The organism is Burkholderia sp. PvR073 (genome assembly GCF_054055695.1).
Genome location: NZ_JBSRXO010000002.1, coordinates 1 through 22,667 on the forward strand (window position 1 = coordinate 1; position 22,667 = coordinate 22,667).

The 22,667-nt window shown below is 63.4% G+C and carries 19 protein-coding genes and 2 pseudogenes; all 21 read left to right on the forward strand.

From position 1 onward, the window contains the following. A pseudogene (locus ACVK00_RS07110) lies at positions 1–144 on the forward strand (succinate--CoA ligase subunit alpha); the annotation flags it as partial. A 997-nt stretch (positions 145–1,141) separates the two neighbouring features. Continuing rightward, positions 1,142–1,892 (forward strand): annotated as a pseudogene (locus ACVK00_RS07115) (SDR family oxidoreductase). 23 nt (positions 1,893–1,915) lie between these two features. After that, positions 1,916–2,893, forward strand: a complete 978-nt coding sequence (locus ACVK00_RS07120) for a quinone oxidoreductase family protein (RefSeq protein WP_085042830.1) — start codon at positions 1,916–1,918, stop codon at positions 2,891–2,893. A 120-nt stretch (positions 2,894–3,013) separates the two neighbouring features. Continuing rightward, the gene (locus ACVK00_RS07125) at positions 3,014–3,433 is read left to right on the forward strand and encodes a GFA family protein (protein WP_071336339.1); all 420 of its coding nucleotides are present in this window, start codon (positions 3,014–3,016) and stop codon (positions 3,431–3,433) included. A gap of 29 nt (positions 3,434–3,462) precedes the next feature. Further along, the gene (locus ACVK00_RS07130) at positions 3,463–4,746 is read left to right on the forward strand and encodes an acyl-CoA dehydrogenase family protein (RefSeq protein ID WP_284895855.1); all 1,284 of its coding nucleotides are present in this window, start codon (positions 3,463–3,465) and stop codon (positions 4,744–4,746) included. 188 nt (positions 4,747–4,934) lie between these two features. Then, entirely contained in the window at positions 4,935–5,726 is a 792-nt protein-coding gene (locus tag ACVK00_RS07135) for an SDR family NAD(P)-dependent oxidoreductase (protein ID WP_284895853.1), read from the forward strand. Between the two features lie 353 nt (positions 5,727–6,079). Further along, positions 6,080–6,268 carry a hypothetical protein gene (locus tag ACVK00_RS07140; RefSeq protein ID WP_284895851.1) on the forward strand — a complete coding sequence of 63 codons (189 nt, stop codon included), beginning with the start codon at positions 6,080–6,082 and terminating at the stop codon, positions 6,266–6,268. A gap of 158 nt (positions 6,269–6,426) precedes the next feature. Further along, a complete protein-coding gene (locus ACVK00_RS07145) occupies positions 6,427–6,972 on the forward strand; it encodes a GNAT family N-acetyltransferase (protein ID WP_284895849.1) in 546 nt (181 codons plus the stop codon). 4 nt (positions 6,973–6,976) lie between these two features. Next, entirely contained in the window at positions 6,977–8,515 is a 1,539-nt protein-coding gene (locus ACVK00_RS07150) for an MFS transporter (protein WP_284895847.1), read from the forward strand. Positions 8,516–8,734: 219 nt separating this feature from the next. Then, positions 8,735–9,292 carry a GNAT family N-acetyltransferase gene (locus ACVK00_RS07155; protein WP_043172997.1) on the forward strand — a complete coding sequence of 186 codons (558 nt, stop codon included), beginning with the start codon at positions 8,735–8,737 and terminating at the stop codon, positions 9,290–9,292. Positions 9,293–9,322: 30 nt separating this feature from the next. Continuing rightward, complete coding sequence (locus ACVK00_RS07160; protein ID WP_175671121.1) at positions 9,323–10,258, forward strand: ABC transporter substrate-binding protein; 936 nt, start codon at positions 9,323–9,325, stop codon at positions 10,256–10,258. A 118-nt stretch (positions 10,259–10,376) separates the two neighbouring features. Then, on the forward strand, positions 10,377–12,854 hold the full coding sequence (locus ACVK00_RS07165) for a TonB-dependent receptor plug domain-containing protein (protein ID WP_354123253.1): 2,478 nt from the start codon (positions 10,377–10,379) through the stop codon (positions 12,852–12,854). Positions 12,855–13,004: 150 nt separating this feature from the next. Continuing rightward, positions 13,005–14,006, forward strand: a complete 1,002-nt coding sequence (locus tag ACVK00_RS07170; RefSeq protein WP_284895822.1) for an LLM class flavin-dependent oxidoreductase — start codon at positions 13,005–13,007, stop codon at positions 14,004–14,006. Positions 14,007–14,049: 43 nt separating this feature from the next. Further along, positions 14,050–15,372 carry an LLM class flavin-dependent oxidoreductase gene (locus ACVK00_RS07175; RefSeq protein WP_284895821.1) on the forward strand — a complete coding sequence of 441 codons (1,323 nt, stop codon included), beginning with the start codon at positions 14,050–14,052 and terminating at the stop codon, positions 15,370–15,372. After that, positions 15,372–17,183 (forward strand): amino acid ABC transporter permease/ATP-binding protein, encoded by a 1,812-nt coding sequence (locus ACVK00_RS07180; RefSeq protein WP_284895820.1) that lies wholly within the window; start codon positions 15,372–15,374, stop codon positions 17,181–17,183. Before ACVK00_RS07175 ends, ACVK00_RS07180 begins: the two co-directional genes overlap by 1 nt. Before the next feature lie 77 nt (positions 17,184–17,260). Continuing rightward, on the forward strand, positions 17,261–18,310 hold the full coding sequence (locus ACVK00_RS07185) for an LLM class flavin-dependent oxidoreductase (RefSeq protein WP_435521267.1): 1,050 nt from the start codon (positions 17,261–17,263) through the stop codon (positions 18,308–18,310). Between the two features lie 162 nt (positions 18,311–18,472). Beyond that, complete coding sequence (locus ACVK00_RS07190; protein WP_284895818.1) at positions 18,473–19,165, forward strand: energy transducer TonB; 693 nt, start codon at positions 18,473–18,475, stop codon at positions 19,163–19,165. A 69-nt stretch (positions 19,166–19,234) separates the two neighbouring features. Beyond that, positions 19,235–20,173 (forward strand): MotA/TolQ/ExbB proton channel family protein, encoded by a 939-nt coding sequence (locus ACVK00_RS07195; protein WP_284895817.1) that lies wholly within the window; start codon positions 19,235–19,237, stop codon positions 20,171–20,173. A 12-nt stretch (positions 20,174–20,185) separates the two neighbouring features. Continuing rightward, positions 20,186–20,608 (forward strand): ExbD/TolR family protein, encoded by a 423-nt coding sequence (locus tag ACVK00_RS07200; protein WP_284895815.1) that lies wholly within the window; start codon positions 20,186–20,188, stop codon positions 20,606–20,608. A 12-nt stretch (positions 20,609–20,620) separates the two neighbouring features. After that, positions 20,621–21,052 (forward strand): ExbD/TolR family protein, encoded by a 432-nt coding sequence (locus ACVK00_RS07205; protein WP_284895814.1) that lies wholly within the window; start codon positions 20,621–20,623, stop codon positions 21,050–21,052. Between the two features lie 160 nt (positions 21,053–21,212). Next, positions 21,213–22,556: an LLM class flavin-dependent oxidoreductase gene (locus tag ACVK00_RS07210; RefSeq protein WP_006749917.1), complete on the forward strand. Its 1,344-nt coding sequence runs from the start codon at positions 21,213–21,215 to the stop codon at positions 22,554–22,556. Positions 22,557–22,667: the final 111 nt, after the last annotated feature.

The window sequence follows — 22,667 nt, forward strand, 5'->3', positions numbered from 1 at the left end:
GGCAAGCGCATGGGCCACGCCGGCGCGCTGATCTCGGGCGGTGCGGATACGGCCGAAGCGAAGCTGGAAATCATGGAAGCGTGCGGCATCACCGTGACGCGCAACCCGTCGGAAATGGGCCGTCTGCTGAAGAAGGCGCTGTAATATTTCCACCTGGGTTCGTCCTGCAAAAAACGCCGGCTCCGCCGGCGTGAGACTGCGAAAAAAAGCTGACACTTGACGTCAGGGTTTGCGGCGGTCGAGTGCTGCCAAACTAAATAGTGCGATCGCTAGCTTGAGAATCTCGTGGCGCGGCGCACATCCTTGACCTCATCGCTTAACGCCTTGGTGTGCTCGCATGTCACTGGGGTCGCGTCGTCGCATCTTCAATTTCCTGAAACTTGACCCAGCCGAACGGCGATTGCCTCGTACAACCCGGTTGGGGTGCGGTGAATTCTGCTGCTGCCGAGACGGCGAGCAATCGTCGCTAACTGAACGCGCTGATGCCTGCTAGCGGTGGGACTTCGTCGGTCCATTCCCGCGTGTCCGGAGAGATCTTCAACCGGCTGCCCTCGAGCTTGATGAGCCGGGTCAGTTTGCCGATTCCGGCCTGCCCGACGATCGTCCGGTGGCGCACGCAAGCAGCCAGGATTGAATCGATGATTCGCGACAAGCCGCACGCGTCCGTGCATGCCGAGCTTGCAGACACCGTTGTCCCGGTGCGACCGTTCGGCCGGTTCGGCTGGCCGTCTCGATGACTCGAGGCGCGCGGCGCCGCGGACAATGCGAACGCCATCCATCGATGCTGCCCCGCGAAGCATCGTCATGTGATGCGCGGGTGTCGCTGCCCGACAAGCAAAGCTTTTCCGCGCTGTGAGCAAAGGTGGACAGTCCGCGAACGCCTATTGTTCGAGTAACGGAAATGCGCGCGACGCTCACACCAACGGCCCGCATACCGCAATAAGAGCCGATGCTTCGCCATGGGCAACTATCTAGGAGACGCAAGTGCCTGATACCACCGTGCAAGGCTATCCTGCTTCTGCGCTGTTCGACGAAGAGGCGGGGGCGATCGATCCCCCGGTCAACTCCTACCAAGGTATCTACGAGCAGGAACTGGACCGCATCTTCGGGCGGTCGTGGTTTTTCATCGCTCACAAGAAACATATTCCCACGACCTACTGGCGGCTCGCGCGGCCTCAGTTTGCAGTTCGCCGAGTCGCTCGGCGAACTGGGTGCGCGCGTTGTGCTCTCGGCTCGAGAAATCGGCGAATTGCAAGAGGCACAGGCGCATTTGAATTCGCTGGGCATCGAAGCGGATTTCATCGCAGCGGACGGTGCGGTCAAGATAGATATTCATCGCTTGGCCAACGAGACGCTCGCTAGATTGGGACACGTCGATATCCTCGTAAGCAATGCGGGTGCAGTGTGGAGTGCGCCGGCGGAGGATCATCCCTTCGACGCATCGGACAAGGTGATGGATCTCAGCATCCGGGGCCTCTTTCTACTTACCCAGCAAATCGGCAAGTGATCGATGATCCCGCGCGGGTACGGCCGAATTGTCGACATCGCATCGATCGCTGGGCTCAGAGGTAATTCGCCCGACCCCATGAGCACGATTGCCTATAACGCGAGCAAGGGGGGGCGTCGTCAATTTCACTCGGGCGCTGGCGGGCGAGTGGGAACGGCGCGGGATTACTGTCAATGCGATCGCCCCGGGCTTTCTCCCTTCGAACATGACGCGCGGGTTGCTCAATAAGTTGGGCGCCGATAGCGTCGCCGCGGAAGTGTCGTTGCGCCGTATCGGCGACAGCGAAGATCTGAAGGGGGCGGTCGCATTGTTCGCATCGGATGCCGGCAAGCACATCACGGGGCAAATCCTTGCAGTAGATGGCGGCGCGACTGCCGTGCTCTAGTTTGACGAGAGGAGATACAGATAATGAAGGCAATACAAATCGCACGTACCGGTGGACCGGAGGTGCTCACGCTGGTCGACATCGAGGCGCCCAAGCCTCGTGTTGGAGAACTACTGGTCAAGGTGGACGCCGCCGGCGTCAATTTTGCCGATACAGTCCGTCGCCGAGGTGCATTTTATCCCGCCCCAACACCCCTTCCGATCGTACTGGGAAGCGAGATATGTGGAACCGTCGTGTCCGTTGGCGATGGAGTGACCGGCTGGCAGCCGGGTTCGAGGCTTATCGGCCTGTTCGATCACGGCGGCTATGCCGAGTACGTCATTGTCGAAGCGCGTAGTGCGATTCCGATTCCGGAAGATGCCGACTCATCCATTGCGGCGGCCATTTTCGTGCAAGGCATGACCGCGCTGCTGGTGCTTGACGACGTCGGCGGTCCCGTGACGGGCCGTAACGTGCTCGTCGAAGGCGCGGCCGGCGGCGTAGGTGGATTGGCGGTGCAAATTGCGCGATTGCTCGGTGCCCGTCATGTCATCGGCGCGGTGAGTTCCCCGGACAAGGGCGAACTCGCCCGTGAGCTAGGCGCGACTGGCACGGTCAACTATACGGAGCCGGGCTGGGAAGAGGCGGCGCGTGCCCTCACGAACAACGAAGGCTTCGATCTCATCCTCCATGTCCAGGGCGGCGAGGCACTCGCTCGCGAGCTGGCTCTTCTCAGGCCTTCCGGGCGCATCGTCGCGTACGGCGCGGCTTCCAACGAGCCGATGCTCGTGGATGCGGCCCACCTGCTTGGGGGCAACCTCGGTGTCTGCGGCTTCTATCTTGGGGTGCACCTCGCTGACGCCGAGCGAATGAAACGACAGTTCTCCCGCCTGATGGGATGGGTCGAGTCCGGGCAGATCACGGTGCCGATCGGCGGGTGTTTCCCTCTTTCCGAGGCGGCTCACGCACATGCGTTACTTGAATCTCGCCGATCAACGGGCAAGCTGATCTTGAAACCGTGATGCCCGGTGTGGCAGCAAACTTGAGCTAAGTCGAGCAAATGCCCACGCACATTGCGCTGAACAAACTGCATCGGAGGTTCGTGAAGCGTCCTCCGCTCAACAACCGAAGAGGAGATGTACATGAGTCATTCATACAGTGGAGGGTGCGCCTGCAAGGCGATTCGCTACGAGTGCTCGGCCGAGCCGATTTTCTCATTGAACTGCCATTGCCGTGACTGTCAACGTGCAACCGGCAGTGCTTACGCCTCGGTGCGGATCGTGCCGGCTCCCGCGTTTCGGATCGTATCGGGCGAGCCACGATATCACGGGGTGAAGAGTGATCTCGGCCACGACGTGGAGCGTGGCTTTTGCCCCGATTGCGGATCGCCCATCCTTGGAAAGATCGCGGAGAAGCCCGAGATTGTGCTGATTTTCTGCGGCAGTCTCGATGATCCTAGCCAGTACTCGCCCTCGATGGACTTCTACACCACCAGTGCTCAGCCGTGGGACTTCATGGATCCGGCGCTGGCGAAATATGCCAAAGGCCTGCCCAACGCATGACGCGTTGCTTAAATCCAAAGGAGACGAACGTGCTGCGACTGAAAACTGAACTGACCTTGCCGGACGTTTGCCTGACCGGTTTCGAAACGCCGCTGTCCGAGGAGGAGCGCGCCGTTCAGGAAACGCTTCATCGGTTTGCTAAGGAAGTCCTCCGCCCAACGGGCACGGAGCTGGACAAGATGACCGCGGAGCAGGCCATTGCGCCAGGATCGCCCTTTTACTCGGTCTTTACAGAGTTCGCGAAGCTCGGCGTAGATCCCGCGCTGTTCGCTTCGCTGCCCGCCGAGACGGCGTTGCGCATGGAATCGATGATCGCCGAGGAGCTCGGATGGGGCGACAGCGGGCTTGCCCTGTCGCTGGGGATCGCCAACTTCCCCATGCAACTGGCTGTTACGGCCGGCAAGCAGGAACTGGTCGAGCTGTGTGCCGGCCGCATCGGGTGCTGGATTGGAACGCAGCCCGACCGGGGCAGTGACTTCCAGGTGTTCGACATCGAACGCGATTGGCCGCAAGGCACGCCGGGTAATCAAGGCAACCTGTGGGCGAAGGTGGGCGACGACGAGATCGTGATCAACGGACAAAGCTCGGCCTGGGTATCCAACGGCGCCGTTGCGCAAGTGGCGATCGCCTATATGGGCGCGGACTATGGCGATGGACGGCTTGACAAGAACGGCCTGCCGTACGGTGTCGGGGTGATCATCCCTCTCGACCTTCCCGGGGTCTCGCGCGGCAAGCCGCTTGAAAAAATCGGCCTTCGCGCGCTTCCTCAAGGGGAAATCTATTTCGACAACGTTCGTGTTCCGAAACGTTTCGCCGTCGCGTTGAAAGACGAGTACTACGGCAATTTTGCTTCCGTGTGGTCTTACGCCGGAGCACACACGTCGCCGATATTCGTGGGCGTTGCCCGCGCGGCGTTCGAGATGGCGCTGCAGTACTGCCATGAACGCAAACAGGGCGGAAGGCTGCTGATCGATCATCAGCTGACCCGTTATCGTCTCGGCGACATGCTGCGCCGGATTGAACTGGCCCGCGCGACGGCTCGGCGCTCACTCGCGTTTGCACGCCTTTCGGAGCGGGTCCACCCCTATGTCACTGCAGCGAACAAGGTGACGGTAACCGAAGAGGCGATGAAAGTGGTCCACGAGGCGCTTCAGCTTTTCGGCGCGGTGGGCACGACACGCGAATATCCCATCGAGAAGCTGTTCCGCGACACCCGTCCCTCCCTTATCGGGGATGGCGAGAGCTACACGGTGACCATGCGCCTTGGGCTTCTTTGTCAGCAGCTCTATGCGGAGGGTTGGAGCAATCCCTGATCCGTCGAAATGTCGCGTACAACTTCGCGAATTCCCCGATTCGCGGGGATGAAAACGAACGCGCCTATTTCTTCCTGCGCGCTTTCCTGCCCCGCCGCGACGCGAAAGCCGCCCGAAGGTCAGGTAGGCGACGGGCGTGGCGGACAGGTGCGCCAGGGCAAACTACCCGAACTGTTGGAGTGAGTGTGATGGATCAGCCGATTCTTGATTTAAATGGCAAGGTGGCGTTGGTAACTGGTTCCGCACAAGGTCTTGGTGCGGAGATCGCGACTACTCTGGCGCGCCAAGGCGCAAGAGTAATCGTGTCGGATGTCCTGGAGGACTTGGGCCGAACGACTGCACGAGCTATTCAAGGGGCGCAATTCGTCAAACATGATGTAGTGAGCGAGCCTGACTGGCAGCGAGTTGTCCAATTCGCCGTTGAGACGCACGGTCGTCTGGACCTCGTAGTGAACAACGCCGGGATAGAAGCTTTTTCGCTTCTCGAGAATCTCACCGTTGAGCAATTCCAGCGCGTTCAGAAGGTGAATCTGGAAGGAACGTTCCTCGGCACAAAGTGGGCGATTCGAGTGATGAAACCAGGCGGTAGTAGCGGGCACGGCGGCAGCATCATAAATATCTCGTCACTGGCCGGTATCGTCGGTACGTTTGGTTTGAGTGCGTATTGTGCCGCTAAGGGCGGCGTTCGCCTCTTGACCAAAGCCGCCGCCATTGAATGTGCGCACCTTGGTTATGGTATTCGAGTTAATTCGATTCACCCGGCTGTCGTCGAAGGGGGGATGGGAAAATCCGTTGTCAAAAGCCTTGTGGACTCGGGATTGGCTCCGGACGAGCACGTAGCGGAATCCCTCCTGGCAAGCACTCATCCTATGGGATTCGGAAAGCCAAAGGATGTCGCGGATGCAGTTTGTTTCGTGGCTTCAAGCCGCTGGATGAATGGGGCCGAGTTGGTTCTGGATGGCGGATCCAGCGCTCAGTAAAGGGCAGCGCAGGTGGCGCGTACAGCGCGCGCGGCACGGGCAGCGACGCATCGGCCGTCAGCCACGCTTCGGCCGCGCGCACGTCCGCGTGGGCGGGTGTGCGCAGCGGCGTCGCGGCGAAGTTCGTCGGTTGACCGGGTGCGCGGCCGACCTCCGCCGGCCGCCATGACGCGCCCGGCGTTCCGCACGGCACGCCGGGCGCGTTACGCGACACACACGGGATTCGTTATCTGCGCGCGGCAGCGAAGCATCACAGCAATCGGTATTTTGCGCGCGGTCGAGGTTGACTAAGATCAAACCCTCGGGCGGACGCCAATATCGTCAACCGGTCCGCCCGCGCCCGCGCCCGGACCATGGACAACCGCACAGATTCCCCTCCGCTCATCTCGTTGCCGGAAAGCGAGCATCGCCCCCTTTCGGTGCGCGCGAAGGCGCTCGTGTTCGCCGATCAACGCGTCGAGCGCAGCGGCCGCACGGTCGAGCAGCGCTTCGGTCGCGAGCAGACGAATCTGCACGTCCCCCACGTCGGGGGCATCAATTGATGCTCGAGCGGCCCGATGGCGTCAGCGCCGCATTGCGTGCGCTGCTCGAGCGCGCTGTTCAGCCGGCGCCGTCGGCGTGAGCATCGATGTGTGCGTCGGCGGATCGACCATGAAAAAACGGCCCGAACTGGGGCAACGGTGGGTGAGGAGGCGTTTTGATGTCTGAAGTCGAATCTTCGTTGGATCGGCAGGACCGGTTCGTCTATGTGTCGGCCAGGGACCCGCTCACGCGGCCGCTGTTCGACGAGCTGGCGTACGAGTACAGCAGCCGCTACGCGGCCTATATTTCCGAGGAGGAACTCGACGAGGAGCTCATGCGCTACCCGGTCGAAGCTTTCGCGCGGCCTCATGGCGCGTTTCTGCTGCTGTTGCGAGAGGGCCGGGCCATCGCGGGCGGTGCGTTCATGCGTCATCACACCCCGGCCACGGCGGAGTTCAAGCGGATCTGGGTGAGTCGCGCGCATCGCCGTCAGGGGTTGGCACGGCGCGTGCTGGCCGAACTCGAGGCGCAGGCTGTCCGGCAAGGCTATACGCGCGTGCATCTGGGAACCGGGCCGCGACAACCCGAGGCGGTTGGCCTTTACCGATCCTCCGGCTATACGCTGCTGTCATCGCACGATTTCGGTGAAGATGCGCCTCCCGGCGTGCTGTTCGAGAAATATCTGCTGCCGGTGCAAGTGGCGCACGCAAGCCGTGCGGATTGAGTCGATGACCCGCGACGAGCGGCACGCATCCGTGCAGGCCGAGGTTGCAGACGCCGTTGCCCAGACGCAGCCGTCCGGCCGATTCGGCTGGCCGTCCCGATGGCTCGATGCGCGCGCTGCTTCGCACGATGCGAGCGCCCGTGCCGACATCGTGCTGGGCATCTGCGTCGCCATGGGCTTCACCACGCTTCTCGATCAGGCGATTTTCACGCTTGCGGTGCCGGCTCTCAGGAGCGGACTGCGCGCGTCGACAGCGGAAATACAGCTGATCACGTCGGTTTATTCCATCGCGTTCGGCATCGCTCTCGTCCCGGCCGGCCGGCTTGGCGACGTGATCGGGCGCCGTCTGCTGTTTCTGGTCGGGCTGGCGATGTTTACCGGCTTCAGCGTTCTAGGCGGATTGGCGGCCGATGCGCGAACGGTGATCGTTGCACGTGTGCTGCAAGGGCTCGGCGCGGGGATGATCAATACGCAGATATTCGGCCTGATCCAGGATCTGTTCACCGGCACGGCGCAAGCCAGGGCACTCGGACGATACGCGATGGCAGGCGGTTTGTCGGGGCTCGTCGGACCGATTCTCGGCGGACTGATTCTGGCATCGGTTCCCCCGGATGCGGGCTGGCGGTTGCTGTTCCTCGCCAATGCTCCATTCGGGATCGTCGTGTTCTGTCTGGCGCTTCGGTATTTGCCGCGCCACCGACTATCGAGTCGCCGGTTTTCGATCGACCTGATCGGGTTGATTCTTCTCTCCGCGATCACGCTCGCGCTCATGCTCGCCACGCTGGTCGGGAGCGCGGCAATGCCGCCGCGGCGTGTCTGCGTCGCGGTCGCGGTTGCCGGGCTGCCATTGTTTCTTGCATGGGAGGCGGCGTATCAGCGTCACGGCGGCACGCCGATTCTGTCTCGCAGCCTGATCGGTTCGAGCGGCTACGTGTTCGGAACGCTCGTCGCAATGTGTCAGTTTGCAGCGGGCGTCACCCTCGGAATGGTCAGCGCGTTGTTCTTTCTCGACGGCGCGCATCTCGATCCGCTGGTGTATGCCGCGCTGTCGATTCCGGCCGCGCTGGCATCGATTGCATCGGCGATGTGGAGCTGGCGTTTCGCCGCGCGCTTTGGCCGTGGCGGGACGGTATTCGCGATAGGGTGTTATGCGCTTGCGGTCGCGATGCAAGGGTTGGCCACCGAATATTTCGAGGTTCGCTGGCTTGTGCTTTCGTATCCCGCGATCGTCATGCTGCAGGGCGTCGCCAGCGGCCTGATCCATGCACCGAATCAGGCGATGACGCTCGCCGAGATCGGCCAGGCGGAAGGGCGCGGGCTGGCTGCAGGGTTTCTGCAGTTATCGCAGCGCCTTGCTTGCTCGATCGGCATGTCTTGGGGAACCGGTGTCTTCCTGATGCAGGCATCGTCTTCAACTGGCCTGGCGGCGTACCGGGATGCGTTCGTCGAAGTGTTGATGCCGATATTGCTTCTGGTAGCCGGTGCGATCGCGGCGGCATGCGCGGACTGGGCAAGCAGACGAGCGCGGCATCCGACGGCGTGACCGGCAGGGCGAACGGGATTTGCGGCGCATTCCGGTCTTTACGATATGTAATCCTGATTATGTGTATCTGTGTGCATAACGATTTCGAAAATGCTTGGTTTGCGCGTGAATGGTTAACGCGCACTATTGGGCCACGCGACACAGGAAATTAACCGTGTCGAACAAATCGATCCAATCCGGAAAATCAGAGGCAGATGACGCGATGCATCTGGCGTATCAGTGACAGACGAAGTAATCGACACCTCCCCGCTTGACCCGCTTGCGCTGCCGATGTTCGACGAGTTGTCGATCGAGTATTCCACGCGCTATCAGGACTTTCGCTCCGTGCCCGCGGAAGTCGTGCGCGATGAACTCCTGACGTATCCGGCCGCACTGTTTGCGCCCCCCGACGGCGCCTTCGTGCTGATTCGCCGAGGCGACGAAGTCGTGGGCGGCGGCGCATTTCAGCGCTACGACGAAACGACTGCCGAGCTCAAGCGCATCTGGGCGCATTCCGGCGTGCGTCGCCAGGGCGTCGCGCGCCGCGTGGTGGCCGAGCTCGAATCCCGCGCGTTGAAGCAGGGATACCGGCGCGTTTATCTCACGACCGGATTCCGTCAACCGGAGGCCTCGGCGCTCTATGCCGGCACCGGCTACGCACCGCTATACGATCCGGCGATCGCACTGGAAGTGCACTGGCGACTGCCTTTTGCGAAGGATCTGCTCGAACCGGGCCGTACCGATCGCTTGCAGGATTTGAAGCCGGACAGGCCGTTGGGTCGGCCGTTCGGCGCATGAAGAATGAATACTTCTACGGGATATCGAAAAATGAATCGTCGTCGCGGAATCGGCATGGCATTGTCCGGTGTGTTTGCCCTCGTGGTCGTGGCTGGCATCGCGGAGTCGGCGCCATCGTTGAATCTGAGCGCCGATCAACATGATCGCCCGCGCGTCACGCCGGATGCCGCGGCCATCAAGCTGATTCCGGAGAACTTCCGCTTCGTCGAAAAGGGCGTCCTGACTGTCGGGATCTCAGTGGGCGTTCCGCCGATCAGTGTGTACGCAACGGATGCGAAAACGATCGTCGGGGCCGATCCGGATCTCGCGCAACTGGTGGCGGACGAACTCGGCCTCAAGCTCAAGCTCGTGCCGCTCGCATGGGCGGACTGGCCGCTCGCCGTAGCGTCTGGCAAAGTCGACGCGGTGCTGTCGAACGTGACCGTGACCGAGGCGCGGAAGCAGAAGTTCGACTTCTCGACCTATCGCCGCGACGTGCTGGGTTTCTACGTCGAGCAGAACAGCGCCATCAAGCAGATCCGTGAGCCGAAGGATATCGCCGGATTGCGGGTGATCGGCGACTCGGGCACCAACCAGGAAAAAATCCTGCTGGCATGGGACAAGGAAAATGTCGCACACGGGCTGAAGCCGATTCACGTGCTGTATTACGAGGATCCGTCGGTGCGGACGCTGGCGCTGGCATCGGGACGTGCCGACGCGATTTTCAGCGTCAATGCGGTGTTGGCTTACCAGGTGAGTCAGGGTGCGAAGATCAGGCAGGTCGGCACGGTAAGTGGCGGATGGCCTCACACGGCCGAGGTGGCCGTCACGACTCGCAAGGACGGCGGGCTCGCAGCGCCCATTACCTATGCGATCAACGACCTGATTCAGAACGGCCGGTATCGCCAGGTACTGAGCCGCTGGAATCTCGACAGCGAGGCGATCACGAAGGCCTCGACCAATCCTCCGGGGCTTCCCGATCTCTGATCTGGTTTTGAGCGGCTGAAGATGAGATGCCGCCCGGAATGTCGTTTCAACAAATATATGTAGTACTACGAAAATGCACCGAGTAGCGTGCCTTCAATCGACAAAGAGCGGAGAAATCATGCGGCACACACGAGGCGAAGGGGTTTCGCCGAAGACGCGCAGGACAGTGATATCGGTCGCGGTGGCGGCTGGCGTTTTTCATGGCGCGGCCTGGGCGCAGGACGCGGGAGCGGGGGCCGCAGCGGCTGCGGCCGCGACGCCGGCCAGTAGCGCGGCCGCACCGGCATCGTCGGCTTCGGCCGCACCGGACGGCAAGGTGCAGGTTCAGGACCGCGTCGTGATCACGGGTTCGCGCACCGAGACGCGGGCGAGCAAGAGCCTGACGCCGATCGACGTGATCGGCGGCGATCAGTTGCGTGCGACGGGGCAGACCAACCTGCGCGATGCGTTGGTGAAACTGTCGCCGTCGATCACGCGGACCTCGAACTCGGGTGATACCGGCGTGCTGACCGACACGCTGTCGCTGCATGGCCTGACGCCCGACCACGTGCTCGTGCTGGTGAATGGCAAGCGCCGCCATACGACCGCGAACATCACGCTCGACCCGGGCCTGAACCAGGGCTCGACCGGCGTGGATATCGATACCATCCCGGTGGGCCTGATCGACCATGTCGAAGTGCTGCGTGACGGTGCATCCGCACAGTACGGTTCCGATGCGATCGCGGGCGTGATCAACATCATCCTGAAGCGCAACACGCGCGGCGGCGAACTCTCGACGACCAACGGACAGACGTACTCGGGCGACGGCTTCAAGACGAGCGAATCCGCGACGATCGGCCTGAACATCGCCGACAAGGGTTTCCTCGATCTGAGCGCCGGATTCGACCGGCAGAACCATACGATCCGCACCGGGCCCGACGACTATTTCGGGCGGTTTCTGCAGGGGCAGGGCTATTACAACCCGATCCTCGGCGACCCGTCGAGCTCGCGCGAAACGGTCGGCTTCAACGCCGGCTACTACCTCGACGACGACGTCGAGCTCTACGGGTTCGGCACCTATGCGCACCGGAACGGCGACGCGTACCAGAACTTTCGTCCGCCGTCGGTCCTGCCGCAGGTCTACCCGAACGGGTTCGTGCCGGTCGAAACGATCAACGAGAACGATTACTCGGTGACGGCCGGTGTCAAGGGCAAGAACCTGTTCGGCTGGGCATGGGATCTGAGCACGACCTATGGCGGCGACTACAGCGTGTTCGGGATGCGCAATTCCGCCAACACGGGGTTGTACGCAGCAACGGGGTTTACGCCGTCTACCTTTCATCTGTCGACCGTCAGTAACACCCAGCTGACGAACAACCTCGATTTGTCGCGGGCATTCAATGTCCCGCTGCTGCCCGCACCGCTGAATGTCGCCGTAGGCGTCGAGCAGCGTCGCGAAACCTATACGATCCGCAATGGCGAGCAGGCATCGTGGATCGACGGCGGCTCGGCTGCGTTGCCGGGCCTGGCGCCGGTCAGCGCGAGCGACATCTCGCGCAACGTGATCGGCACGTACGTCGATCTGTCGACCTACCTGACGCCGAAATGGCAAGTGAATCTGGCGGGCCGTTACGAGCACTACAACGACGTCGGCGACACGACCAACGGCAAGATCTCGACCCGTTACCAGTTCTCGCCGGCCATTGCGGTTCGCGGCAGCGTGAGTTCGGGCTTTCGTGCGCCCTCGCTGGCCCAGGAGTCCTATACCAGCGTGACCACGTCGCCGGCGTCCGTGGGCGGCATCCTGGCAACGACATCGCCCGGCGCGCGCCTGATCGGCGCGCAGGCGCTGAAGCCCGAGCAGTCGACCAGCTACAACTTCGGATTGGTGCTCAATCCCGTTCGCAACCTGCAGCTGACGATCGATGCGTACCAGATCAATATCCGCAACCGGATCGTTCTTGGCGGAACCGCGTCGGGCGCCGCGGCCATCGCCGCGCTCGAAGGTGCAGGCCTGAGCGTGCCGGGATCGGTGCCGGCATCGGCGGTCAGCGCAAGTTACTTCACCAATGGCGCCAACACGCGCACGCGCGGGATCGACCTGGCAGGCACCTATCACACCGGCTTCGGTCGCTATGGCCAGGTGGACTGGGATTTCGGCGTGAACCTGAATACGACCTCGGTCACGCACGTGGCGAACGGATCGAACGGGAAACCGTCGTTGAACGGGCAACAGATCGCGTCGCTGTCCACCACGACACCGAAGAACAAGATCATCATCGGCGGCACCTGGCGTCTCGACAAGTGGGCGGTCACGCTGCACGAAACGCGTTACGGGAAGACCTCGGGCGAGGGGACGTACTTCGTCGGCCCGAACGCATTCTCGACGTCGCAGTTCGTTCACTACGAGGAAGCCGCGCGGTACGTGACCGACCTGGAAGTGCGCTATGACGTGACCAAGCAGTTCCAGATCGCGGCGGGCGCGCAAAACCTGTTCGACGCTCGCCCGAGCAAGCTGCCTTTCGAGACACAACTGGAAGGTATTCAGTACAGCGGCGGCAGCACGATCGGCGTCAACGGCGGATTTTATTATCTGCGCGCACGCTATCTGTTTTGATCGAACGACCATATCCATAGCAGAAATGACCGTAACGGGAAGATGATCCGTTATCCATAATGAATGACCTGTCCGGCATGTTCCGCTGTATCGGCACTCGCCGGACGCCGCTTCGTTTCGGCGGGTCAGCGGTTCTACAAGGTTGAGCCCATGTCTTATTCCCTTTCGATTCTCGACAAAAGCCCGATTGCAGAAGGGGCGAGCGCGCATGACGCACTTAGTTTCACGATCGCACTCGCGAAGCGCGCCGAAGCGCTCGGCTACAAGCGCTACTGGATCGCGGAACACCACGGCGCGCCGGGTCTCGCGAGTTCGGCGCCTGAAATCGTTGTGTCGCATTTGCTTGCGCATACGTCACGGATTCGCGTCGGGTCGGGCGGCGTGATGCTTCAGCATTACAGCCCTTACAAAGTCGCCGAATCGTTTCGCGTGCTGGCTTCCATCGCACCCGGCCGCGTCGACCTCGGCGTGGGCAAGGCGCCCGGCGGGCTGCCGCTCGCCACGCGCGCATTGCAATGGTTTCACGACAAGTCGAAGAAGCCGGATTTCGCCGGACAACTCGCCGAGCTCGATGCGTTTCTCGGCGAAGGCGTCGCGCCCGATCATCCGCTGGCCGGTGCAATCGCACTGCCCGCACCGGCGGAGCCGCCGCAGCGAATCCTGCTGGGCGGCAGCCCGGAAAGCGCCGAACTGGCTGCGCGGCATGGCTGGCAGTTCTGCTACGCAGGCCACTTCAACGGCGACGTTGCCAATATCGAGCGGTCGATCGACGTCTATCGCAACGCGACGGGCCGCGTGCCGCTGCTCGCGCTGTTCGCGGTCGCCGCGCAATCGTCCGAGGACGCGAAGCGCCAGGTCGGCGCACTGAGGATCTTCAAGCTGCGCTTCGGGAACGGGCAGAGCGTCAACCTGCCAAGCGCGGAGGCGGCGGCCGATTTTGCGCACCAGACCGGCGTGACCGATTACCGGATCGACGAGCTGCATCCGCAAGTGCTGGTCGGTACGGCGGAAGAGGTGCGCCGGGAGCTGGATGCGCTGCATGAGCGCTTCGGGATCGACGAGTTCGTGATCGACAACCCGGTGACGGACCCCGCGAAACGTCTCGCATCGCTCGAAGCGCTGGCAAGCGTCGAGCAGCCGATCGGCGTTTGATGGCAATCGCCCCCTTTCCTTCTTCCGTGTGCGAATTTTGACCATGACCCAACGTAACCTGACATTCGGACTGATCCTTCACGGCGCCGGCGGCCACATGAATTCGTGGAAGCATCCGGCCGGTCCCGCCGACGCGAGCGTCAATATCGATTTCGTGACTGGCATCGCGCAGAAGGCCGAAGCCAACGGCGTGGCATTCGTGTTCGTCGCGGACGGCCTCTACATCAACGAGAAATCGATCCCGCATTTCCTGAACCGCTTCGAGCCGATCTCGGTCCTGTCCGCGCTTGCGACGGCGACATCGAAGATCGGGCTGGCCGGCACGCTGTCCACGTCTTACAGCCATCCGTTCACGGTGGCGCGACAGTTCGCATCGCTCGACCTAATCAGCGGAGGCCGCGCCGGCTGGAACGTCGTGACTTCGCCGCTCGAAGGGTCCGCGAAGAACTACGGCGGCGAACATCCGGACCACGCGCTGCGTTACGAGATCGCCGACGAATATCTGGAAACGGTGCAAGGCCTGTGGGACAGCTGGGACGATGACGCGTTCGTGCGCGACCGCGTGAGCGGCCGCTTCTTCGACCGCGACAAGCTGCACACGCTGAATCACAAGGGCCGCTTTTTCAACGTGGCCGGACCGCTGAACATCCAGCGCTCGCCGCAAGGGCAGCCGGTGATTTTCCAGGCGGGATCGTCGGATGCCGGCATCGCGCTGGCCGGCAAGTATGCCGATGCGGTGTTTACCCATGCGCCGTCGCTCGACGAGACGCGCGAATTTGCCGAACGCATGCGCGACAGCGCGGTGGCGCAGGGTCGTGCACGAACCGACGTGAAGATATTCCCCGGCATCGGACCGATCGTCGGCGCGACACGCGAAGAGGCCGACGAGAAGTACCGCGCGATTCGCGACCTGCTCACGATCGACGAAGCGTTGGCCTACCTCGGCCGCTTCTTCGAGCATCACGATTTTTCGCAGTACCCGCTCGACGCACCGTTTCCGGAGCTGGGTGAGCTCGGCAGGAACAGTTTCCGGTCCACTACCGATCGCATCAAGGAAGATGCGAGGAAAAACGGTTCGACGCTCAGGGAAGTGGCGCTCGAGGTCGCAACGCCGAAACCCGGGTTCATCGGCACCGGCGAGCAGGTCGCGGACGAACTGATCCGCTGGTTCGATGCAGGCGCGGCCGACGGCTTCATCCTCGGTTTCCAGGTGCAGGCGGAAGGGCTCGAGGATTTCGTCCGTTACGTGATTCCCGCACTCGAAGCGCGGGGTCGCTACCACCGCGCGTTACCGGGCGCGACGCTGCGCGACCATCTCGGCTTGCCGCGTCGCGCGAGCCGCTACGCACCCGTTGAGACAGCGTGATGAACGATTTCTCCCGGATTGCCGGCCATGCACCGTTCGTGCCCGATGCCGCGGCGCCGGCGGTACCCGACTACGCGGATTACCAGGTCGTTCCCGCACGCTATCTGGCGAGAACGGCCGGCACGGTCGTGGCGATCGGGCTGATCGCTTCCGTTCTCTATTCGGTGCTCGGCAACCCGCGCTGGGGCTGGAACGTCTTTGCTCATTGGTTTTTCTCGGAGGCCGTGCTCGCGGGCCTCGGGCAGACGCTGCTGTTGACGGCGCTCGGTGCGGTGCTCGGCTTCGCGCTGGCCATTCCACTCGCGCTCGCGCGGCTCTCACGTTCGCCGCTGCTGTCATCGTGCTCATGGGCGTACATCTGGTTGTTCCGCTCGATTCCGACCATCGTTCTGCTGCTGTTGCTGAACAATCTCGGCTATCTGTACGACACGGTCAGGCTGGGAATCCCGTTCACGGACATCGTATTCCTGCGCGGCCCCACCACGGATCTGATCACGCCCTTCATGGCGGCCATTCTCGGCCTCACGCTGACCCAGGCCGCGTTTGCGGCAGAGGCGATCCGCGGCGGCATCCTGTCGGTCGAACACGGGCAACGCGAGGCCGCGGCCGCGCTCGGCCTGCCGCGCGCGCGCCAGACCTGGCGCATCGTATTGCCCCAGGCGATGCGCGCGATCCTGCCCGCCGCGTTCAATGACGTGATCGGACTCGCGAAGGGCACGGCGGTCGTCTATATCCTCGCGATGCCGGATCTGTTCTACACGGTGCAGATCATTTACCACCGCAACCTCGAAGTCATTCCGATGCTGATGGTTGCGACCGTCTGGTATTTGGTCATCCTGACCGTGCTGTCGGCGATCCAGGTGCATATCGAGCGCCACTATGCGCGCGGCGCGACGCGCGACCAGGTCGCTGTATCGGGCCTCTTCGCAGTTCTGCGCAGATGTCGTCTCGCGGCTGAGGCGTTCCTGAGCCGGGGTCAGGCGGCTGGCGCCCGGCCGGACGCTGCCGCTGCGCCGGGTGCAGAGACGGGCGGCTGGGCGAAGCAGCGTGTCGGCGCGGCCGTCGGCATTCACCGCGTATCGAAGAGCTTCGGGTCGCTGAAGGTGCTCGACAACGTGTCGCTGGCGATTCCGTCCGGGAGCGTGACGGTCGTGCTCGGGCAGTCGGGATCGGGCAAGTCGACGCTGTTGCGCACCATCAACCATCTGGAGCGCGTGGACGAGGGGTTCATCGACATCGATGGCGAGCTGGTCGGCTATCGCCGCGACGGGCGCACGCTTTACGAGCTCAAGGAAAAGGACATCCTGCGCCGCCGTGCCGAAGTCGGCATGGTGTTTCAGAGCTTCAACCTGTTCCCGCATTTGACCGTGCTCGAGAACCTCGTCGAGGCGCCGGTCGCGGCCGGCCTGTCGCGTGCACAGGCGGAAGCGGAAGCACGGACGCTGCTCGCCCGGGTGGGCCTGGCCGGCAAGGCCGATGCGTGGCCGCGTCAGTTGTCCGGCGGGCAGCAGCAGCGCGTCGCCATCGCGCGCGCGCTTGCGCTGAAGCCCAAGGTGTTGTTGTTCGACGAGCCGACCTCCGCGCTCGACCCGGAACTCGTGAACGAAGTGCTCGACGTGATTCGGCAGCTCGCCCGTTCCGGGACCACGCTGATCATCGTGACGCACGAAATCGGTTTTGCGCGGGAAGTGGCGGACACGATCGTTTTCATGGACGGCGGGCGTGTCGTGGAATCGGGGCCGCCGTCAGCGGTACTGAGGGCTCCGGCGCATCCGCGTACGCGCGAGTTCCTGTCCAAGGTGCTGTCGTAGTGGTGCTGTCATGGCGGCCGGTTCGGCAGGCGTATCGCGTGGGCGACATGCATCGGCGCCACGGCAAATGACGAAGGATGAAAAAGGTGAGCAACGTACGCATTGATCATATTGCCTTCCTGACGCCGGGAAATTATCCCGACGAAGACGCGAGCGCGGGATTCGAGCGGACGCTCGAACTGTTCCGCGTGGGCGAGGCGCTCGGTTACGACAGCGCGTGGGTTCGGCAGCGCCATCTCGAGCGCGCCGTATCGTCGGCCGCCACGTTTCTCGCGGCGGCGAGCCAGCGGACGACCCGGATCGGGCTCGGGGCGGCGGTGATCCAGATGGGCTACGAGAATCCGTTCCGGCTGGCAGAAGATCTTGCGACCGTGGACGTGCTGTCGCGCGGGCGGCTCAATGTCGGACTCAGCGCGGGCGCACCGAATCACGGCGCACTGCTGGGCGAGCGGCTGTTCGATACCGATCCGGAGCTGGTCGATTTCTCGCACGCGCGTGTGGCGCGCCTGCGTCGCAATCTCGCCGGCGACTGGCTCGGAGACGACGACACGTTCGTGGAGTCGGCCGCGGGCCGGGTGCGGCCGCGCGTGGGTCCGTATGCGCCCGGACTGACGGGCCGGCTCTGGTACGGAGGCGGGTCAAGGCGCTCGATCGAGTGGGCTGCCAGAAACGGCTTCAACCTGCTGATCGGCAATCTGACGACGGGTGAGGGAACCGACAGTTACGTCGATGCTCAGCTCCGGCAGATCGAGCTGTATCGCGCGCATTGGAGCGAGTCCGCCGCTCCGCGTATTGCGCTGGGGCGCGTGATCGTGCCGACCGACAGTGCGAATGCACGGGAGCGCGAACGCTATCGCGCGTTTGCCGACGCGCGTCATGCGCGCACGCTCGCGCCGCAGGGTGAGCGGCGCACGCTGTTCGCTCCGGATCTTGTCGGCACTTCGGACGAGATCGTGAAGCGGTTGCTGGCCGATCCGGTGGTCGGACAGGTGCGGGAGTTGCGCCTCGAATTGCCTTACGACCTGCCATTCGAGAATTACCGGCAAATTCTCGAGGACTTCATTACGCATATCGCCCCGGCACTCGGCTGGCAGCCGGTTGGCCGGCGAGAGCCTGCCGCGGCCTGACGCGATCGACATGAAATTTCATCGAATGGAGCACGTGATCGAAGTCGACGAGAGACACGATGCAACCGGGCATGCCGGACGTGCGCGGCGCGTGCGAACGGCTCGCGGTGTGTTGCGAGCTCGCGGCGACGCACTTTCGACCTCGGTGCCACTGGACCGAACATGACAACCGCCACTCAATCCCGGCTCGCGGCAATGGGCCGCCCGCGCCGCTTCGGCAACAAGCAGACTCATCCGGTTCGTCGCTTCGGCGGCATCGCGATCGCCATCGGCCTGCATCTCGTCCTGATCTGGGCGCTTGTGAACGGTCTCGCGACCCGCGTCGTCCAGATCGTCCAGCAGCCGATCGAGACCCGGATCATCGTACCGGTGAAACCACCGCCGCCGCCTCCGCTGCCGAAGCCGGTCGAGAAGGTCGTGTCGAAGCCGCGGGCGGCACCGCCGCCGCCGTTCGTGCCGCCGCCCGAGGTGCGCGTGCAGGCGCCGCCGCAGCCGACGATCACGCACCAGGACGCGCCGGCGCCGAGCGCCCCCGTGCACGAGGCGCCGCCCGCGCCGGCGCCGGTGCCGGTCGCGAAGCCGGTGAACCACGAGATCGGCGTGGTCTGCCCGAATTCGGACGAAGTCAGATCGTCGATCGTCTATCCGCCGGAAGCGCAGGACAACAACATCACGGGCGATGTCACGGTCGAATTTACGGTGGACCCGGACGGGCACGTGACGAACCTGCGGCTCGCGCAGCCGGCCGACCCGGTGCTCAATCGTGCGGCGCTCAACGCGGTCAAGCGGTTTCACTGCATTGCGCAGGGCCAGCCCGTACGCGTGCGGGTACCGTTTTCCTTCAACCTGAATTGACGCAGGCCACGGCAAGTCATTCGGCCGGGCCGGTTTTTCGAATCGACACATGACGCATACGGAGTCCTTATGAACAACCGTTTTCGCGCCGCGATCGCGGCAACTGTAATGATCACGGCCGGCCTCGGCGGCACGCTGGTCGCTCCGCAAGCCGTGCTTGCACAGCAAGCGGCGGCGTCCACGCCGAGCCAGGCGGCCTCCGGCGTGGCGCAGACCTCGGCGGCGCCGGCCGCCGCAAGTGCGGCCGATCGTGCGGTGCCGCCGCCCGAGCCCGCGACGTCGGCAGCCGTCGAGAATCCGTACGGGCTGGGCGCGCTGTGGGCGAACGGCGACTTTGTCGCCCGCTTCGTGCTCGGGCTGCTCGTGGTCATGTCGCTCGGCAGCTGGTACATCATGATCACCAAGTTCGTCGAGCAGGCGCGGGCGAACGGCCGCGCGAAATCGGCCGACGAGCAGGTCTGGAATGCGCCGACGCTGGCCGAGGGCGCCGCCCAGCTCGACGATGCGTCGCCGTTCCGCTTCATCGCCGAGAATGCGATCGAAGCGGGCGAACACCACGACACCGCGTTGCTCGACTCGGTCGACCGCAATACCTGGATCGACCTGAACATCGAGCGTTCGATCACCAGCGTATCGAACCGACTTCAGGACGGCTTGGCCTTTCTGGGCACGGTGGGTTCCACCGCGCCGTTCGTTGGCCTGTTCGGCACCGTGTGGGGCATCTACCACGCACTGACCGCCATCGGTATCGCCGGCCAGGCGTCGATCGACAAGGTCGCCGGGCCGGTGGGCGAGGCGCTGATCATGACCGCGATCGGCCTCGCGGTGGCCGTGCCGGCCGTGCTCGGCTACAACTTCCTCGTGCGCCGCAACAAGTCCGTGATGGAGCGCGTGCGGGATTTCGGCGCGCAGCTGCACACGGTATTGCTCGCGGGCGGCCGGCGCGCGGCAGGCAGCATCGCGACGCCGGCGGCACGGTCGCCGCAGGCGCTGGCGACTCAGTCATAAGCGGGGCGCGTCATGGCAATCAGTGTCGGCGGTGACGACAACGACGAGGTCATCTCGGCGATCAACACCACGCCGCTCGTGGACGTGATGCTGGTGTTGCTGATCATCTTCCTCATCACGATCCCGGTGGTGACCCATACGATCCAGGTGCAATTGCCGGCGGAGCGCGTCCAGCCGCTGCAGACGCAGCCGAAAAGCATCGAGATCGCGGTGAACCGGCAGGGCGACGTTTTCTGGGGCACGGAACACGTGGACCTCCTGACGCTGTTGGCCCGGCTGAAAGACGTTTCGGCGCAGGCGCCGCAGCCCGACGTGCACGTGCGCGGCGACCAGGCCACCCCGTATCAGTACATCGGCAACGTAGTGACTGCGTGCGAGCGAGCCGGGATCGGCAAGATCGCCTTCATAACGCAACCGCCCGCACGCGGCGGCTAGGGAGTTCGAACGATGGGTATGAAAGCAGGCGCCGGTGCAGGCCGGGACGACCCCGAAGTGATGGTCGACATCAACACCACGCCGCTGATCGACGTGATGCTGGTGCTGCTGATCATGTTGATCATCACGATCCCGATCCAGATGCATTCGGTGAAGATGAACCTTCCGGTCGGGAATCCGCCGGTGCCGCCGCATCCGCCCCAGGTCGTACAGATCGACATCGGCGCGGACGGCTCGGTCAACTGGAACGGTGTGGCCGTGCGCGGCGCGGCGGCGCTTGACGCGAAGTTCCGCGAGGTGGCGACCGAGGCCGATCAGGACGAGATCCGGCTGCGCCCGGACAAGGCGGCACCTTACCGAGCGGTGGCCGAGGTGCTGGCCTCCGCCCAGCGCGAAGGTGCGACGAAGATCGGGTTGATCGGCAACGAGCAGTTCTTGCAATGAGTCGTTCGAACACGCAGATGATTGCTAGAGCCTCAGAGCTCGACGACTGATCGCCGTACCTCGGGCAGTCGCTATTTCTCCCATCCCGGCACCGATCAAGTCGAGGTGGAGAAGGAAGCGTCTTTACATTCAATCTCGGTAGAACAAACTGATACTGATCATGAGCGAAACGCAGGCAGTGCGGCAAAACGGGCGTTCCAGGCAGATTCATCTTGGCGCGACGATCCACGGTCCCGGCGGACATTACGCCGGGTGGCGCCATCCCGACGCGGTAATCGATGCGAGCATCAATCCGGATTTCGCGAAGAACGTGGCCCGCCAGGCCGAGGCGGCCAAATTCGATTTCGTGTTCGTCGCGGACGGCCTGCATATCAACGCCAAGTCGATCCCGCACTTCCTGAATCGTTTCGAGCCGCTCACGCTGCTGTCGGCACTGTCGGCCGTCACCGAGCGGGTCGGGCTGGTGGGAACGTTGTCGACGTCGTACAGCGAGCCGTTCACGGTTGCCCGCCAGTTCGCGAGCCTGGATCACCTGAGCCGGGGGCGGGCAGGCTGGAACGTCGTGACGTCGCCGCTTGAAGGCTCCGCACGAAATTTTTCTCGCACCGAGCATCCCGAACATGATGAACGTTACCGGATTGCAGATGAATATCTCGAGGTGACGAAGGGGCTCTGGGATTCATGGGAGGAAGACGCGTTCGTGCGCGACCGGACGAGCGGGGTGTTCTTCGATCCGGCCAAGCTCCATACGCTCGATCACAAGGGCAAGTATTTCTCGGTCGAGGGACCGCTGAACGTGGGGCGCACGCCCCAGGCTCGCCCGATCCTGTTTCAGGCCGGCGCGTCCGAGGCCGGCAAGCAGCTCGCGGCCGCGCATGCGGACGCGGTTTTCACCCATCACGATACGCTCGCTCAAGCGCGCGAGTTCTATGCGGATCTCAAGCAGCAGGTGATCGAGCAGGAGCGTCAACACGCCGATCTGAAGATCTTTCAGGGGATCGGCGTGATCGTCGGGCGGACAGCCAAGGACGCGGAGCAGCAATACCAGGAGAGCCTGAAACTGATCACGATCGGGAGCGCGCTCGACCATCTGGGGCGATTTTTCGAACATCACGATTTCGGCCAGTATCCGCTGGACGAGCCGTTTCCCGAGTTGGGCGAACTCGGCAGCAACAGTTTTCGCAGTGGGACTGACGAGATCAAGCGCAATGCGCGCGCGCGCGGACTGACGTTGCGCCAAGTCGCGCTCGAAGCGGCTGCACCGCGGCCGCGTTTCATCGGTACGCCCGAGCATATCGCGGACGGCTTGCAGGAATGGTTCGAAGCCGCCGCCGCGGACGGTTTCATCGTCGGCGGCGGTACGCCAAAGGCGTTCACCGATTTCGTCGAGCAGGTGGTACCGATCCTTCGGGAGCGAGGCCTGTTTCGTAGCGAATACGAAGGCACGACCTTGCGTGACCATCTGGGCGTGCGCTATCCGAGTAATCGCTATTCCGCTGCATAATTCGGCGCAAACGCGATTCGGGGGCGGACATGCTCCCGTCAATGCTAGTCCCGCCGAGTAGAGTGGTGAGCGGAGGTGGCGTGGGAGGCCACTGCCACTATAGTGCTCGGC